The 16,771-nt window shown below is 60.6% G+C and carries 12 protein-coding genes; 4 read left to right on the forward strand and 8 right to left on the reverse strand.

All coding sequences use genetic code 11. The annotated features are described in order from the left end of the window. Positions 1-7: 7 nt before the first annotated feature. From prmC to rho, 3 genes are read right to left on the reverse strand one after another with little or no spacing between them, the layout of a single operon-like run. Positions 8-952, reverse strand: coding sequence for a peptide chain release factor N(5)-glutamine methyltransferase (gene prmC, locus QP994_RS06250; RefSeq protein ID WP_502870017.1), 945 nt, complete (start codon positions 950-952; stop codon positions 8-10). Continuing rightward, the gene (prfA, locus tag QP994_RS06255; protein ID WP_284865742.1) at positions 918-1,997 is read right to left on the reverse strand and encodes a peptide chain release factor 1; all 1,080 of its coding nucleotides are present in this window, start codon (positions 1,995-1,997) and stop codon (positions 918-920) included. The genes prmC and prfA overlap by 35 nt, the downstream gene beginning before the upstream one ends. Next, the gene (rho, locus tag QP994_RS06260; protein WP_284865743.1) at positions 1,998-3,827 is read right to left on the reverse strand and encodes a transcription termination factor Rho; all 1,830 of its coding nucleotides are present in this window, start codon (positions 3,825-3,827) and stop codon (positions 1,998-2,000) included. A 335-nt stretch (positions 3,828-4,162) separates the two neighbouring features. Here rho and QP994_RS06265 point away from each other — a divergent pair, with 335 nt between their 5' ends. Then, the gene (locus tag QP994_RS06265) at positions 4,163-5,974 is read left to right on the forward strand and encodes a long-chain fatty-acid--CoA ligase (RefSeq protein WP_284865744.1); all 1,812 of its coding nucleotides are present in this window, start codon (positions 4,163-4,165) and stop codon (positions 5,972-5,974) included. Between the two features lie 19 nt (positions 5,975-5,993). Here the strand turns inward: QP994_RS06265 and QP994_RS06270 are convergent, their stop codons facing one another. The 5 genes from QP994_RS06270 to argS all read right to left on the reverse strand — a co-directional run bounded on the left by QP994_RS06270 (position 5,994) and on the right by argS (position 13,457). Then, a complete protein-coding gene (locus tag QP994_RS06270; protein ID WP_284865745.1) occupies positions 5,994-7,916 on the reverse strand; it encodes a vWA domain-containing protein in 1,923 nt (640 codons plus the stop codon). Between the two features lie 97 nt (positions 7,917-8,013). Continuing rightward, on the reverse strand, positions 8,014-8,943 hold the full coding sequence (gene thrB, locus QP994_RS06275) for a homoserine kinase (protein WP_284865746.1): 930 nt from the start codon (positions 8,941-8,943) through the stop codon (positions 8,014-8,016). 35 nt (positions 8,944-8,978) lie between these two features. Next, positions 8,979-10,331, reverse strand: a complete 1,353-nt coding sequence (locus tag QP994_RS06280) for a homoserine dehydrogenase (protein ID WP_284865747.1) — start codon at positions 10,329-10,331, stop codon at positions 8,979-8,981. Positions 10,332-10,385: 54 nt separating this feature from the next. Beyond that, on the reverse strand, positions 10,386-11,732 hold the full coding sequence (lysA, locus tag QP994_RS06285; protein ID WP_284865756.1) for a diaminopimelate decarboxylase: 1,347 nt from the start codon (positions 11,730-11,732) through the stop codon (positions 10,386-10,388). Positions 11,733-11,789: 57 nt separating this feature from the next. Beyond that, complete coding sequence (gene argS, locus QP994_RS06290; RefSeq protein ID WP_284865748.1) at positions 11,790-13,457, reverse strand: arginine--tRNA ligase; 1,668 nt, start codon at positions 13,455-13,457, stop codon at positions 11,790-11,792. Positions 13,458-13,617: 160 nt separating this feature from the next. On the opposite strand from argS, the gene QP994_RS06295 reads away from it, so the two are divergent. Genes QP994_RS06295 through QP994_RS06305 form a run of 3 tightly spaced genes read left to right on the forward strand, consistent with a single transcriptional unit; the run spans position 13,618 to position 16,570 of the window. Further along, positions 13,618-14,403: a (Fe-S)-binding protein gene (locus QP994_RS06295; RefSeq protein WP_284855021.1), complete on the forward strand. Its 786-nt coding sequence runs from the start codon at positions 13,618-13,620 to the stop codon at positions 14,401-14,403. Between the two features lie 23 nt (positions 14,404-14,426). Beyond that, entirely contained in the window at positions 14,427-15,932 is a 1,506-nt protein-coding gene (locus QP994_RS06300; protein ID WP_502870020.1) for a LutB/LldF family L-lactate oxidation iron-sulfur protein, read from the forward strand. Then, entirely contained in the window at positions 15,932-16,570 is a 639-nt protein-coding gene (locus tag QP994_RS06305) for a LutC/YkgG family protein (protein WP_284865750.1), read from the forward strand. Before QP994_RS06300 ends, QP994_RS06305 begins: the two co-directional genes overlap by 1 nt. Positions 16,571-16,771 lie beyond the last annotated feature (201 nt).

The raw sequence follows: 16,771 nt of genomic DNA on the forward strand, positions 1-16,771 counted from the left end.
TCCTCCTTTAGGGTTGTACCTTACTCGCGGTGACAAACCTGTCCCGTCCAGTGAGGTCTTGTAGGTTGCGAACGTGTTCAAAGCAGCCCTGCTTTTCGACGAGTTCTCGCGTCACCGCCGCCGTCGAATCATCATGCTCAATCCCCAGCAGCCCACCCGGCATGAGCAATCGTGCTGCCACGGGAATGAGTCCACGAATGGCATCCATGCCGTCTGTGCCAGAGAACACTGCTGTTTCCGGATCATGGTAGATCTCCGCAGGAAACAGTCCTGCTTCCTGCGGGACAAAAGGCACATACGGCGGGTTGGACACCACCATGGCAACGCGCCCGGAATACTCACTGAGCAGCTCTGGGTCTGTCATATCGCCCTCGATGACACGTACAGCTGAGCCATGCTCGCGTGCGTTCTCTTGCGCAGCAGCAACAGCGACGGGCGAAAGATCCACGCCGATCACTTCATCAGCTTGCACACGCTGATCAATGTAGATCGCCAAGGCACCCGAACCAGTGCCCAGGTCCACGATGATGGACTCACCCGAGTGGTACTCATGGGTCTCACTGAGCTTTTCAAACTCCGTCACTGCCCATTCGGCGAGCACTTCCGTTTCCGGGCGTGGAATGAACACTCCCGGCCCGACGGTGAGATCCAAGACACCAAAGGGCGCAGAGCCAATGATGTGCTGCAGGGGCTCGCGCTTCTCTCGTCGCTTCACGGCTTCGCGAAACTCAGCCGTGAAGGTATCTGGGATCTGGTCCGGGGAATAAAAGCGCAAGGCCAAATGGGATGACTCCCCTAGCAACGCCGCCGCGATCAAAGTCGCGTCCACGTCGGGGGAGGCGATACCGGAGTGGATGAAGCGGCGCCGGGCATCGTCGATAAGCGATGCGAGCTCGGGTGAGTTCCAGCGCACTGGACTAGTGCTCCGCCTCGAGTCGCTCCTGGCGCTCATGCGTCTGCAGAGCGGTGATCAGGTCATCCATGTTGCCATCGAGCACCGAGTCAAGGTTGTTGGCTTTAAAGCCGATACGGTGATCCGAAATTCGGTTCTCCGGCCAGTTGTAGGTGCGAATGCGCTCCGAGCGGTCCATGTTGCGCACCTGCGAAGCACGACCCTCAGCGGCTTCTGCCTCAGCCTTCTCGCGTTCGATCTGCTCGAGGCGAGCCTGCAGAACCTGCATCGCGCGCGCACGGTTCTGAATCTGCGAGCGTTCCTTCTGACAGGTCACCACAATGCCCGTGGGCAGGTGGGTGATACGCACAGCGGAGTCCGTCGTGTTCACGCCCTGGCCGCCCTTACCGGAGGAACGGTAGACGTCAACGCGCAGATCTTTCTCATCGATCTGAACGTCGCCGACCTCTTCGGTCTCCGGGAAGACGTAGACGCCAGCAGCGGACGTCTGAATGCGGCCCTGCGATTCAGTCACGGGGATGCGCTGCACACGGTGCACGCCACCCTCGAACTTCAGCATGGACCATGCGCCATCACGCGACGGGTTCTTCATGGTCACAGACACCGTCATGTCCTTCACGCCGCCGAGGTCAGACTCGGAGACGTCCAGGACATCCCAGCTCAGGCCATGCTTCTCAGCGTATTTCTGGTACATGCGGGCAAGGTCAGCCGCGAACAGCGCAGCCTCTTCCCCACCGGCACCAGCCTTGATCTCCATGATCACGTCATCCGGATCGTGCTCATCGCGTGGAGCCAGCAGATCGGCCAGCTCCTCCTCCAGGCGGACAATCTCACTTTCAAGGCGGGTTGCCTCTTCAGCGAATTCCTTGTCCTCGGCGGCCATTTCTTTGGCGGCCTCATGGTCCTCTCGGGCCTGGTTGAGGTCATTGTTCACGTTGATGATCGGCTGCAGCTGCGCATAGCGCTTGGACAGCTTGCGGAACAAGTCCTGGTCGCCGACAACCTCTGGGTCTGACATCTGGGCTTGGATGCCCTGGTATTCAGACACATAGTCATCAACGAGCGATACGTGTGATCCGGCCATTTACTGGTACTCCTCCGTGTCCACATCAGCGGCCATCGGCGCCGACTGCGCGACACCAACGAGGAACTCACCGTTCGTCTTGGTCTTCTTCAGCTGCTTGATCAGCAGATCAATCGCGGCCTGCGGGTCCAGTGCGGAGAGGATGCGACGCAGCTTGTGCATGACGCGGGCTTCCTCCGGGGCGAGCAGCAGCTCGTCCTTTCGGGTACCGGATGGGTTGACGTCCACAGCCGGGAACACGCGACGCTCCGCGATCTTGCGGTCGAGCTTGAGCTCCGCGTTACCGGTGCCCTTGAACTCCTCGAAGATCACCGTGTCACCAGCAGAACCGGTCTCCACCATCGCCGTGGCGATGATGGTCAGCGAGCCACCGTCCTCGATATTGCGGGCGGCACCCAGGAAACGCTTCGGCGGGTACAGCGCGTTCGAGTCCACACCACCAGACAGGATGCGACCCGATGCCGGCGAGGAGTTGTTGTACGCACGGCCCAGGCGGGTGATGGAATCCAGCAGGACCACAACGTCTTGCCCCATCTCAACCAAGCGCTTGGCGCGCTCGATCGCGAGTTCCGCAACAGCGGTGTGCTCGCTCGGCGGGCGGTCGAAGGTGGAGGCAATGACCTCCCCCTTGACGGAGCGCTGCATGTCCGTGACTTCCTCCGGGCGCTCATCCACGAGCACAACCATGAGGTAGCACTCCGGGTTGTTCTGCGCGATTGCATTAGCAATGTTCTGCAAAATCGTCGTCTTACCAGCCTTCGGCGGGGAGACGATGAGTGCACGCTGGCCCTTACCAATCGGCATGACCAGGTCGATCACACGCGTGGTCAGAATGTTCGGCTCCGTTTCCAGGCGCAGACGCTGGTTCGGGTACAGCGGCGTGAGCTTGTGGAACTCGGGGCGCTGCTTCGCGTCCTCCACGCTCATGCCGTTGATGGAATCCACACGCACCAGCTGGTTGTAGCGCTGGCGGTTACGCCCACTGCCGTGGGAATGGCTCTGGCCGTTGGCACGAACCTGCCCAATCACCGCATCACCGGCGCGCAGGCCGCAGCGGCGCACCAGGTTGTTGTTGATGAACACGTCAGCCTGGTTCGCCCGGTAACCGGTGGTGCGAACGAACGCTGCATTGTTGTCCACGATGTCCACGATGCCAGCGACTTCCTGCAGATCCTCCGGATCGAAGTCCTGGCCATTGTTGTGGTTGTTATTGCCACCACCGTTGTGGTTGTCCCGGTTGCGGCGGTTACGGCGTCCACGACGACCACGGCGACCATTGCCGTCACCATCGCGGTTGTCGCGATTGTTCCGACCACCGCGGTTATCCCGGTTATCCCGGTTGTCACGACCGTCGCGGTCAGAGCCATGATCGTCATTGTTGTCGCGGTTATCGCGGTTGCCACGGTCTGAGCGGTCGTCGCGGTCCGAGCGATCGTCGTTACGCGAGGAGCTCTCGGAGTTGTCTCCCTGCTCCTGCTCAGCGTGCTTGGCACGGTTGCGGCGGGCACGACGCGCAGCGGAGCGCGACTCATAACGCTGGTCGTCCTTCTCCTGGCCCTGCTCCTTCTGTTCCTTCTGATCAGGCTGTTTTCCCTGCTCTTGAGACTTCTTCGCACGGCCCTCTTGTGCCGGCGTGTTCTCAGCGGCGGCCTGCTCGCTGGCACGCTGACGTGCGCGCTGCGGCACAGAACCGGTGGTGATGGCCTGAATCAATTCGCCCTTGCGTAGGGCTGAGGTCCCCCGAAGGCCTTTTTCGGCTGCGATCTTGCGCAGCTCCGGCAGCTTCAGTGATGCGAGGTCTTGGCTCGCGGCATTACCCGTATCAGTCACGGATGTCCTTTCATCATGTCGTCCAGCGCGTGCATTTTCGCGCGGCGTAAACGTCCCCTGCCTTCTCGGCTGATGGTGCACAACGCATAGCGCGACGGACCAGTATCAAAGAAGGTGATGCACGTTAGATCGGACTCGCACAAACACATCGCCGTGGATGAACACGGTACGGTTTTAAAGATTTGGTGGATGCGGCGCGGCGCAGACAAATGAGAATACGCCCCTGACCATGTGAAGATCCACCACGGTCGCGATCTATGTCGGTCATTGTAGACCACATTTCAACGGTGCGGTGGAATGCCCCGCGCAAAAAGGGTCGCGCTAGAGTTGTGGGCATGCTCGCCACCATGCAGGAAGTGCCCTTTTCCGTCGGACGAATTTTAAGATACGGCTCCTCAGTGCACTCCACGACGAAGGTGACCACGTGGCGCACGGGCACCGCGGAGGAAACCACGTTCGGGGCTATCGGGTCCCGCGCCGCCGCGTTTGCTCACGCGCTCAATGACATTTTGGGGATTGACGGGGACCAGCGCGTGGGCACGTTCATGTACAACTGCGCGGAGCATTTGGAGGTGATGTTCTCCGTCGCCGCGAAAGGGTCGGTTTTCGTCCCGCTGAATATGCAGCTACTGGAGGACCAGATCACCTACATCATCAACCACTCCGAGATGGAGGTTCTGGTTGCGGATCCGCGCCTCACACCGAAGCTCGCGCGTATTCTGCCGAAGTGCCCGAAGGTACGGGTGGTCTGTTTCACCGGGACAAAACCAGTCGCACCGCTTGCGGAGGAGCTGCCGGATTCAGTGTCTGTACGGAGCTACGAAGCCCTTCTCGACGGCCGTTCCACCCTCTACGATTGGCCCGAACTGCCAGAAAACACTGCGGCGGCAATCTGCTATTCGACAGCTACGACGGGCGCCCCGAAGGGCGTGGCGTATTCCCACCGCTCTATCTGGCTGACCGCGATGAGCCTGCGCGCAACGGATTCCCTGGCTATTACTCACGGTGAGTCTTTCCTGTGTTGCATCCCGATCTACCACGTGCTCAGCTGGGGTGTGCCCTTCACCGCATTTCTGGCGGGCACCCCGCTGGTGCTACCGGATTCGGATGTGTCTGCACCGACCTTGGCCAAGCTCATCGCCGGCACTCACCCGCGCGTGGCCCACGGTGTGCCTACCTTGTGGATTCAGCTCATGGTCTACTACCTGCACAATCCACCCGAGCGCATGTCGCTCACGGAGATTTACGTGGGCGGCTCCCCTGCCCCACCAGCCCTCATCAAAGTGTGGGAGGAACGCTACGGTGTGGACGTAGTGCACGTCTGGGGCATGACAGAAACGTCCACCGTGGGCACCGTTGCCCGCCCACCTTCAGGTGCCGGCGGCGAGCGCCGCTGGGCTTACCGCGTGTCCCAGGGCCGTTTTGCTCCCTGGTTGGATTACCGCGTGGTCAATGACGGGCAGATCGTCTCCGGCTCTGACCGGAGTGATGGTGAGATCCAGGTTCGCGGCAACATGGTTGCCGGCTCCTACTACCACCCCACAAATGCTGAAACTCAGGAGTACGCCTCGGTGTTCCGCGGCAAGGAAGTCACAGAAGACGATGAGTTCTTCACCGCCGACGGCTGGCTCCGCACTGGTGATGTGGGCACGGTGACCTCCGACGGGTTTATGACGTTGTATGACCGCTCCCGCGACGTCATCCGTTCTGGCGGCGAGTGGATCTACTCCGCCCAGCTGGAAAACCTCATCATGGAGGCTGACGAGGTGGTTGAGTGCGCCGTCATCGGCTACCCCGACAAGAAGTGGGGCGAACGCCCCCTCGCTGTCACCGTGTTGCACGCCGATGTGCCACCATCCATCGAGCTGGCTAAGAAGCTCCGCTCAGACCTTCAGCAGGAGCTGCCCACCTGGATGGCGCCGGAGTACTGGACGTTTGTCTCCTCCATCGACAAAACCTCTGTGGGCAAGTTTGACAAGATCGACCTGCGCGAGCATCTGGCCAAAGATGAATTCGACATCATCGCCCTCCCCGGTCCCGGTACCCGCCCAGACAATGAAACCGCGCCCGCAGCCGAAGCAGCGGACGCAGACGACGCCGGCGAGGACACCATTCCGGTCCTCGACCCGGACGCGGACGAGGATTAGATAAACATCACCGCTGCCGTTAGCGGCGTGGCATCTGGTTCTTCTTGTTCCTATTCAGCAGGAACAGCAGCACGCCGAGCAGCACAACCAAGAGGATGCCCGCACCGATCATGGCTGGCACCACCCAACCTGCCGAGGATGAATCCTCGGCCACTTGCGCATCCTCCGCGGAATCTTCCTTCGAGGTTTCTTTCGGCACATTCGCACTGTCAAATTGAATTGGCGTATCCGATGGTTCCGGCCCATCCTCATAAGTGGGCTGCCAATCCGGACCACCATCACCTGGTTCGCCGTCAAGGGCTACTGCGAACTCGTAGGGCTGCTCCACACCGGTGATCTGGCTCCCGCCTTTCGAGCCCATACCAACCCACGCGAAGTAATAACCTTGCGGTGGACTCTTAGGCGCGAACCATGCAACATCGGACGGCATTACCGGATCAGACTCATCAGCCTTTTGCCCAGTCATACTCACGCTTCCACTCCCTGCCTCACTACGCAAAGGATCGTGGAAACCAAACCCAATGCCATCGTGGTCTGAGGTTTCTGATTCTGGAGTTTTCAACTTGATCACAGGACGCTGACCCCAAGAGACGGGGATCTTGTAGAAACGGAATTCACCCGGAACAATCTTGTCGGAATAGGAACCTTCCGTAATTTCCACCGCGTCATTGAAACCCGAACCACCGGTGATCTCCTGCGAATTCGTGATCGAAATATCACCACTGAATTTGCTCTGCGAGGAGATCTTCTGGTTCTTCCACTTCTCTGCTTGACCTGCTTCTGGAATCGGCTCGTAAAAGACATTCACTTCGAGGTTGACGTCCTCAGTGATCTCTTCCCCGGTTTGGTACACCTGCATGCCGATGAGCCATGTACTCATATCACAGTTGTCGTCCTGGCCATCACGGCGAAGCGCAATCTCGTAGGGGTCAATGCCGAACATCGCGTTTCCAAAGATCGAGCTATTTCCTAATGTCTTTGACACGTCACCACAAGACGAATCCACTTCATTTGTAATGTCGCTCGTGTCCAGGAACAGGTCAGCGTGGCGAACATTGCCATTGGATTGCCACACCGGTGTGATACTGATCAGAGCGTTGTGCTTTTCCGGAACAGACACACGGAAATAGCGGTCCTTCTTAGTGTTCGTGTCTGGCTTCACCTTGGTCTGGTACTGGCCCTCACCCAACCACTTGGCGTCCTCAGGGTTGTCGGCGAACTCAAACCTCGTGCCCTTGAGCTTGTACTTGCCCACATCACGCTGGGACAGGAACTTCAGGGTTTCAGCTAGGGAGCCAGCATCATCAGCCTCATGGAACTCACCGTTGCCGGCTTCTGCAATACACTGCAGCTCCTCACGCGCAGCATCATCCACCTTAAAGCCAACGGTGTGGATGGCCAGGTCAACGCCATCGGCGGCGAGCTCCTTTGCCACCTCACACACCGGTGGCGGGGCGCAGCTATCAATGCCATCGGAGACCAAGATGATGGACCGCTGCCCCTCATCCCCCAGTTCCTTCGCCGCAGCACGCAGTGAATTGCCCATCGGGGTGTAGCCCTTCGGAGTCAGCCCATTGATCGCTGAGGTGAACTTCCCTTTATCCACCTTGCCCACGGGCACAAGCGTCTCAATATCCTTACAACCGGCATCGCGGTTATCCGGTGCATCCGACTCGTTGGCACCGTAGACCATCAACCCCATATTGGCGGTCGCTGGTAGGGAATCCACCAGGTCGTTGGCGGCCTGCTTCGCCGCATCAATACGCGAACCGTCCGCGTCTTCCTCCAGCATGGACGAAGATGCATCCAGAATCAGCATTGCCTTGCTGTCCGCTGCCTCATCCTGGCCGAACACCACCGGTGCCCACGCCACGGTCAAGACCGCTGCCACAACAAGAGCAAAAGCAGCTCTCATTCGTGCCGGCATAGAAAGTGTTTTCATCTACCCGTTCCTTCATTGCAATGTGTCCAAGGTCACTTTCCAAACTAAAGTAACGCACAGCGCCTCGCAGTGCGAGGCGAGATTTTGCCAGGAAAATCTAAGAACGAAGCAGCTCCGCCGTCGCCGGCCCAGCGATGTCGAGCTCGAGCACACGGAGGCCGTCCTCACGGGCCGATTCGAGGATCTTCGGGTCAATCGGCTCCGTGGACAGCACCATCGCGGTGGGTCCAGCACCGGACAAGAATGCGGCATAGCCACGGTTGCGCAGGCGGTTGACCCACTCAGCCGTGACCGGTAGAACGTCCGCACGGTACGGCTGGTGCAGGCGATCGCGGGTGCCTTCCCAGAGGAATTCTGGGTGGGTCTGGATCGCAACCGTCATCACCGCGGTACGGGAGACGTTAAAGCGGGCGTCCGTATGCGTCACGTGCGACGGCAGCACCTTGCGCACGGCGTTCGTCGACGCGTGGAAGTTAGGCACCAGCGCGGTGGCCTTGATGTCCGGGTGCACGGTCAAGGGCACAGCGCGGTAAACCGGCTGAGACACACCATCGACAGGGATGTCCGTCCAGGACACCACTGCCCCACCGACGACGCTGGCCGCAGCGTTATCCGGGTGGCCCTCGAAGGCAGAACTGAGCTGAATCACGTCATCAGTGCTCAATGGGCTCCCGGCGAGAGTGTTGCCAGCGATGACACCGGCAACAGCAGCGGAAGCGGAAGAACCGAGGCCGCGGGACTGCGGAATGTTATTGGTGCAGGTGACTTTCAGCCCCGGTGCATGAGCATCAGCGGCGTGCAGGGCCGAGTTGATCGCCTTGACCACGAGGTGGGAGGCATCACGCGGCAGGTCATTGGCGCCCTCGCCGAAAATCTCCACATCAAGGCCAGACGCCGTGACTTCCACTTCCACCGTGTCGTAGATGCCCACGGCGAGGCCAAGGGTGTCAAAGCCGGGGCCCAAGTTGGCGGTACTGCCAGGCACGGTGACGCGGGCGCGCAGGCCTACTTCAAGGTCGATGCTCACTATTAGTCCTTCCGGTTCACGCAGCTGTTGAGGGCTTAGGAGTCGAGGCGGATCACAGAGTTGATCGCCTTGACCTCTTCAATCTCACGCAGCTCGTCAACGATGCCGGCGAGCTTGCGCTCTAGCGAGGAGTGGGTCACCACGATGAGGCGGGAATGCTCACCGGATTCTTCCTGGCGCACAGCGGAGATGGAAATATCCTGCGCGGCGAAGCGGCGGGAAATCTCAGCCAGCACGCCCGGGCGGTCAGCCACGGACATGTCAATGTGGTAGCGCGTCGGCACATCACCGAAATCAGCCACCGGGTAGTTCGCGTACGGGTTCTCAGCCGGAGCACGACCACCGTGGATCTTGTTGCGGGCTGCACCGACCAGGTCACCAAGCACAGCGGACGCGGTGGGAGCACCACCCGCGCCATTGCCGTAAAACATGAGACGGCCAGCGGCTTCCGCTTCCACGAAGACAGCGTTGTAAGACTTGTCGACGCTCGCCAGCGGGTGCTCATTCGGCACCAACGTCGGGTGCACGCGAGCGGAGACGGAGGTGACCCCCGCGTCGTCGACAAGCCTCTCGCAAATAGCGAGCAGCTTGATGGTGAAGCCAGCGGCCTTTGCTGCTTCGATGTCTTCGGCGGTGATGTTGGTGATGCCCTCAGCGTGAACATCGTCGTAGGTCACGCGGGTGTGGAAGCCCATAGAAGCGAGGATCGCAGCCTTGGATGCAGCATCGTGGCCCTCCACATCCGCGGTCGGGTCAGCTTCCGCGTAACCCAGGCGGGTCGCCTCAGCCAGCGCCTCGTCGTAGCCCATGCCGGTGGAAGCCATGGCGTCAAGGATGAAGTTGGTCGTGCCGTTCACAATGCCGGAGATTCGCTGCACCTGGTCACCAGCCAGGGAGCGACGCAGCATACCCACGACGGGAATGGCTGCCGCAACGGCTGCCTCGTAGTAGAGGTCCACGCCGGCCTCATTCGCAGCATCCGACAGCTCATCCGCATGCGCAGCGATGAGGGCCTTGTTCGCGGTGACCACAGACTTGCCGGCCTTCAGTGCGGTGAGCACCAGCTCACGCGGGTAATCGATGCCACCGATGACCTCAACCACAACGTCAACATCGTCGCGGTCAATGAGTTCGCGGGCATTGTCCGTGACCGTGATATCCGGGAAGTTATCCAGCACCGGGCGCTTCTTGTTCAAGTCAGACACGGCCACGCCACGGACAGCAATCGGACCACCGATGCGGTTTTCCAGGTTGGCAGAGAAATCATTAATCAGACGCAAGACCTCTGTACCCACGGTGCCCATACCAAGCAGAGCAACTCCAACTGGTTGCCCAATGCCTTTGCCTGGGTAGTTTCCGTTCCTGCCTTCGGCGCTTAGCGCAGTCATGGTTCTCCTGTGTCGTTGAAACGATGGACTGGTGGACAGCAATGCCCTAAGAGTTTACAAAGACTCCCTAGCGAGTATGTCTTCTACTGTCTCTCGGCGCACCATGGGTGTCACGGTGCCTTCCTTCACACTGACTACGGCAGGGCGACCGAAGCAGTTGTAGTTGGAAGCCATGGAGTAGCAGTACGCTCCGGTCGCGGCGAGAGCGATCAGATCCCCCGGCGCAATATCGTCTGGCCAGAGGGCGTTATTGATCAGGATGTCGCCGGATTCGCAGTGGGAACCAACAAGGCGCGTCGCGTGTGGCACGCCCTCAGTGAGACGATTGACCACTCGCGCGTCATACTCCGCACCGTACAAAGCGGTGCGAATATTATCGCTCATCCCACCGTCCACAGCGATGTATCGACGCGTTGCATCATCGGTCACATGGACGTCCTTGACGGTGCCCACGGAGTACACCGTGACGGCTGCCGGGCCCGCAATCGCGCGGCCGGGTTCCACGATGACGGTCGGCGGAGTGATGCCCAACTCCCCTGCCGCATCCTCAACGGCGCGCAGCAAATCCTTTGCTACAGCCTGCACGTCAAGCGGCTGCTCATCCACGGTGTAGGCAATGCCGTAGCCACCGCCGAGGTCGAGGTAATCCAGCTGCAAACCCAGCTCACGGTAGATCTTGGCGTACAGCCCCAGCACGCGAGATGCGGCCAGCTTGAAGCCCTCTGCGTCGAAGACCTGGGAGCCCACGTGGCAGTGCAGGCCAGTGAGCTTAAGGTTCGCAGCATTGTGGGCTGTCTGCACGGCACGGAAAACCGAGCCGGACACCAGCGACAAGCCGAATTTCTGGTCCTCGTGGCTGGTGGCAATGAACTCGTGCGTGTGCGCTTCCACGCCGGGCTTCACGCGGATGAACACGTCCTGGGCAACGCCCTCCTCACCGGCGATACGGTCCAGGGTGTCCAGTTCCTGGTGGGAATCCACCACCACGTGCCCCACACCACGGGTGACGCAGGTACGCAGGAAGGATTCGGACTTATTGTTGCCGTGTACGGTGATGCGCTCCGCGGGAAAATCCGCAGCCAGCGCGATGAGCAGCTCATTCTCACTAGCCACGTCGAGGGAGAGACCTTCCTCTTCCACCCAGCGGGCAATGCGCGTGGTCAAAAACGCTTTAGAGGCATAGTGGACGTTCTTCGGCTCGAGGTACGCCTGCGCCATGTCGCGGCAGCGGGAACGGAAGTCCTCCTCATCCACGACCATGACAGGAGTGCCGTATTCCGCGACGATGTCTGAAAGCTTGACACCCGCGATGGACACCGAACCGTCCTCCGCACGCTTGGCATTGCGTGGCCAGACGTGGGCAGGCAGGTCATTGAAGCAGCCAGCCTCTTGGTGGCGCATGCGCAGTAGGTCATCGCGGGACAGGTTCGCGGTGTTCAAAACGGGATCGAGCATGGCTTACATCCTTTCGGGCGCAGTGATGCCAAGCAACCCCAGGGCGTTGGCCAGAACCTGGCGGGACGCAGCTGCCAGGGCCAGGCGTGCAGAGTGGATCGGTTCCGGGTTCTCCCCCGCCTTGGGCAAGATCTGGCAGGCGTCGTAGAACTTGTGGAAGACGCTGGCCAGCTCCTCAGCGTAGCGCGCGATGCGGTGCGGCTCACGCAGCTCGGCGGCGGCCTTGACCACAGCCGGGAACTCGCCCAGCGTGCGGATGAGGTCGCCTTCCTTCTCATGCGTCAACAGAGACAGGTCCGCGCCTTCCGCGGACACGTTGGCCTCCGCAGCCTTGCGCCCAATGGACGCCAAGCGGGTGTAGCCGTACTGCACGTAGTACACCGGGTTGTCGTTGGACTGCTTCTCCCACAGATCCAGATCAATGTCCAGCGTCGAGTCCACCGAGGAGCGCACCAGCGAGTAGCGCGCCGCGTCGCGGCCGATGAGGTCCACTAGGTCGTCGAGAGTAATCACCGTGCCAGCGCGCTTGGACATCTTCATCGGCTTGCCGTCGCGCACGAGGTTGACCATCTGCCCGATGAGTACTTCCACGGCCTGCGGGTCGTAGCCGAGCGCCTGCGCCGCTGCGCGCAGACGCGCAATGTATCCGTGGTGGTCCGCACCCAGCATGTAAATCGCCAGCGTGTGTCCGCGATCAAACTTATCGGCCACGTAGGCAATGTCACCTGCGATATATGCGGCGTCACCATCAGACTTGATCACCACACGGTCCTTGTCATCCCCAAAGTCCGTGGAGCGCAGCCACCAGGCACCGTCAGATTCGTAGAGGTTGCCGTTGTCCTTCAAGGTTTGGATCGCGCGTTCAACGGCACCAGACTCAAACAGGGAGTTCTCGTGGAAGAACACATCAAAGTCCGTGCCAAACTCATGCAGCGAGGACTTGATCTGCTCAAACATCCTCTCCACGCCCTCAGCGCGGAAAGTTTCCTGCACGGTCTCAGCGTCGCCTTCCAGGGCATCAGGATGCTTAGCGACGATCTCCTGTGCAATCTCCTGAATATATTCCCCGCCGTAGCCGTCCTCCGGCGTCGGCTCACCCTTGGCTGCCGCCACCAGCGAACGCGCAAAACGGTCGATCTGGCCACCGTGATCGTTGAAGTAGTACTCGCGGGTCACCTCTGCACCGGAGAATTCCAGCACGCGGCCCAGCGAATCACCCACGGCTGCCCAACGGGTGCCACCCAGGTGAATCGGCCCCGTCGGGTTCGCGGAGACGAATTCCAAGTTGATCTTCTCGCCGCTGTAGAGGTCCGAGGCACCAAAGCGCTCCCCCTGCTCCAGGATGTTGGCCACGATGCCGCCGGTGGCCGCAGCGCCCAGGCGAAGGTTGATAAAGCCCGGGCCAGCGATCTCGGCGGAGTCGATGGCGGGATTGGTCACGAGCCCGCTAACAAGCAATTGCGCGAGCTCACGCGGATTCATACCTGCCTTCTTGGCCACCTGCAAAGCGACGTTGGTGGCGTAATCCCCGTGCTCCGGGTTACGTGGGCGCTCCACGGTGACGGTGGCGGGAACGATCGATTCTGGGGTGGCGCCGTCCGGCAGGTCACGCCCTGCGAGCGCTTCCAGGGTGACGGTCCGAACGGTAGTGGCAAGGTCAGCTGGGGTCATGGGGGCCAAGTTTAGAGGAGCTTCCCGGCGCGATACCAAGCGGGGCCGTCGGCTTTGCGCGCATCCGCGCGCGATGAGGAGTAGCGTCGCGGTTATGGGGCGGATACCTGATTGCCGCCTTGATCCGGCTGGCCGAGATTGACCCAGAAAGGAGCCAGCAGTGCGTGTAGCGCTATTTAGTACGTGTATTGGTGATGCACTGTTTCCTGATGCACACAAGGCGGCAGCATTGGTGTTGTCGCGTCTTGGGTGTGAGGTGGTGTTTCCGCCCGAACAGACTTGCTGTGGGCAGATGCATATCAACACCGGTTACCAGCGAGAGACAGTGCCAATAATTAAGAACTACGTGGATGCTTTCGCGGATGACTCTATTGATTACGTGGTCACCCCGTCTGGCTCCTGTACGGGCGCGGTGCGTGAGCAGCACACGCGTATCGCAGAACGCTACGGCACTCCGGCGCTCGTTGATGGGACGAAGAAGACCACGAAGAAGACACTTGATCTTTCAGAGTTCATCGTCGATGTCATGGGCACAACCGACGTGGGGGCATTCTTCCCCCACCGTGTGACGTATCACTCCACGTGCCACTCCCGCCGCTTTATCAAGGTCGGCGACCGCCCCACGGATCTGCTCAAGGCCGTGGATGGTTTGGAGCTCGTCGAGCTGGAGAACGTCGAGGAGTGCTGTGGTTTTGGTGGCACTTTCGCATTGAAGAATTCCGATGTCTCGGCCGCAATGGTCTCCGATAAAGTGCGCCATATCAAAGACACACAGGCGGAGTACGTCACCGCGGGTGATTCCTCTTGCCTGATGAACATCGGTGGCGCCATGTCCCGCCAGCACACCGGTATCCGCGCCATCCACATCGCGGAGATCCTCGCTTCTACCCGCGAGCACCCGTGGACACCGGAATCCGCTGCGTACACGAAGGAGAAGATGCTGTGAAGGTCGGATTGGGCACTCCCACGATGCCACCGCACGCACCGCGTGACCTGGGGCATTTCCGTGAGTACGACAAGTTTCCTAAGAACGCCAAGACGGAGCTGAACAACTCCACTCAGCGCCGCAACCTCAACTACGCCACCACGCAGATTCGTCTCAAGCGCCAGGGCGTTGTCAATGAACTGGATGATTGGCAGGCACTGCGCGAGGCAGGTTCCACCATCAAGCGCGATACCCTCGCTCGCCTGCCGGAGCTGCTGGAGCAGTTCGAGGAGAACGTGACCAAGCGTGGTGGCCATGTCCACTGGGCACGCGATGCCAAAGAGGCATCCCAGATTGTCACGGACCTAATCAAAAAGACGGGTGAAACCGATGTTGTGAAGATCAAGTCCATGGCCACCCAGGAGATCGCGCTTAATGACGTCCTGGAGGCCAACGGCATCCACGCCCGCGAAACCGACCTGGCTGAGCTCATCGTGCAGCTGGGTGACGATTTCCCGTCTCACATCGTCGTCCCCGCCATCCACCGCAACCGGGCGGAGATCCGCGATATCTTCACCGCGAACATGCCCGGCGCACCCGCGGACCTCACCTCCGAACCCGCCGCGCTGGCGGAGGCCTCCCGCTCCTTCCTGCGTGAGCAGTTCATGAAGGCCAAGGTGGCTATCTCCGGCTGCAACTTCGGTATCGCAGAGACTGGTTCCGTCTCCATCGTGGAGTCCGAAGGCAACGGCCGCATGTGCCTAACGCTGCCGGAGACCCTCATCACCGTCATGGGTATTGAGAAGATCCTGCCTAAGTACGAGGATCTCGGGGTGTTTATGCAGCTTCTCCCGCGGTCCTCGACTGGTGAACGCATGAACCCCTACACCTCCATCTGGTCCGGTGTGACGGAGAATGATGGCCCGCAGGACTTCCACATCGTGCTGGTGGACAACGGCCGTACCGCTGCCCTGTCCAATGAGATTGGCCGCGAGGCACTCAAGTGCATCCGCTGCTCCGCCTGCCTGAACGTCTGCCCGGTCTACGAGCGCGCCGGCGGCCACGCCTACGGTTCTGTCTATCCGGGCCCGATCGGTGCGATCCTCACCCCGCAGCTCGCCGGCATGGACTCCGCTGATGACGTCACCGCGTCCCTCCCCTACGCCTCCTCACTGTGTGGCCGGTGCGATGAAGTCTGCCCCGTCAAGATTCCTATTACAAACGTCCTGTTAGAGATGCGCCACCAGAAGGTGGAAAACCACCGCCCACTGGTGGAGGGCGCCATGTTTGCCACCATTGCCCAGGTGTGGGGACACAGCGCGCTGTGGGACAAGGCTGTGCGCATGGTCGCCCTCGGCCGCATCCTCGGCGGGTTCAACGGTGTCATCGACAAGATGCCACCACCAGTCTCCGCCTGGACGAATTACCGCGACGTTGCCGTGCCACCCAAGAAGTCCTTCCGCCAATGGTTCGCATCGGACGAAGCACAGCAGTTGCTCGCCAACGCCCGCGCTGAAGGCATCCCGACTCACCAGGAGGAGGAAAACTAATGGCTACCGCTAAAGAGGACATCCTCTCCCGCATCCGCAATGCCCACCAGCTGTCCCATTCCCCGGCCAGCGTGGAACCGGTTCGCGAGTACCGCACCGAGTCCCCGCTTACCCGCGATGAGCTGCGCGAGATGCTCGTGGACCGCCTCGTGGATTACAAGGCCACCGTCAAAGAAGTCAGCTCCGCCGAGCTGCCGGAGGCAATCGCTTCTGTCCTCAGCGAGCACAACGCTAAAGAGGTCCGCTACGCCCAAGGCTTGGACAGTGACCTTTTCGCTTCCTTCAGTGGCAACGCCCAACCCGACGACGTCACCGTCGATCCGCGAACGCTGAATGATGTGGACGCCGTTGTGACCAGCTCCGTCGTCTCGTCTGCCCAAACCGGCACCATCTGCCTCCAATCCGAGGCCGGTGCCGGTAAGTGTGGCCGCCGCGCCCTGAGCCTGGTCCCCGACCGCCACCTGTGCATCGTTCCCATGGATTCCGTGGTCTACGGCGTGCCAGAGATGTTTGCCAAACTGGACCCGGAACTGCCCACCACGCTCATCTCCGGGCCATCGGCCACCTCCGACATCGAGCTCGTCCGCGTCGAGGGTGTGCATGGTCCGCGTGATCTGATCGTGTTCGTGGTGGACTAAACGCTGTGGACTGACGCGGCAAAGCCTCCGGCCCTTAAGCCCCCGCACGCTCGCCCCTGTGTAAAAAATTACATTGCGACGGTAACTACCCAACGGCAGAAATCCTCTACCTGGCACTTCGGCTTGTCAGATGCGGGTTTTTGGTACCGGTGTTCCGGAGACCCGGTACTGCCGTGTTCCGGGTAGTTGGTACCGGGGCCG

Source organism: Corynebacterium sp. MSK044, from assembly GCF_030232825.1.
Lineage (GTDB): Bacteria > Actinomycetota > Actinomycetes > Mycobacteriales > Mycobacteriaceae > Corynebacterium.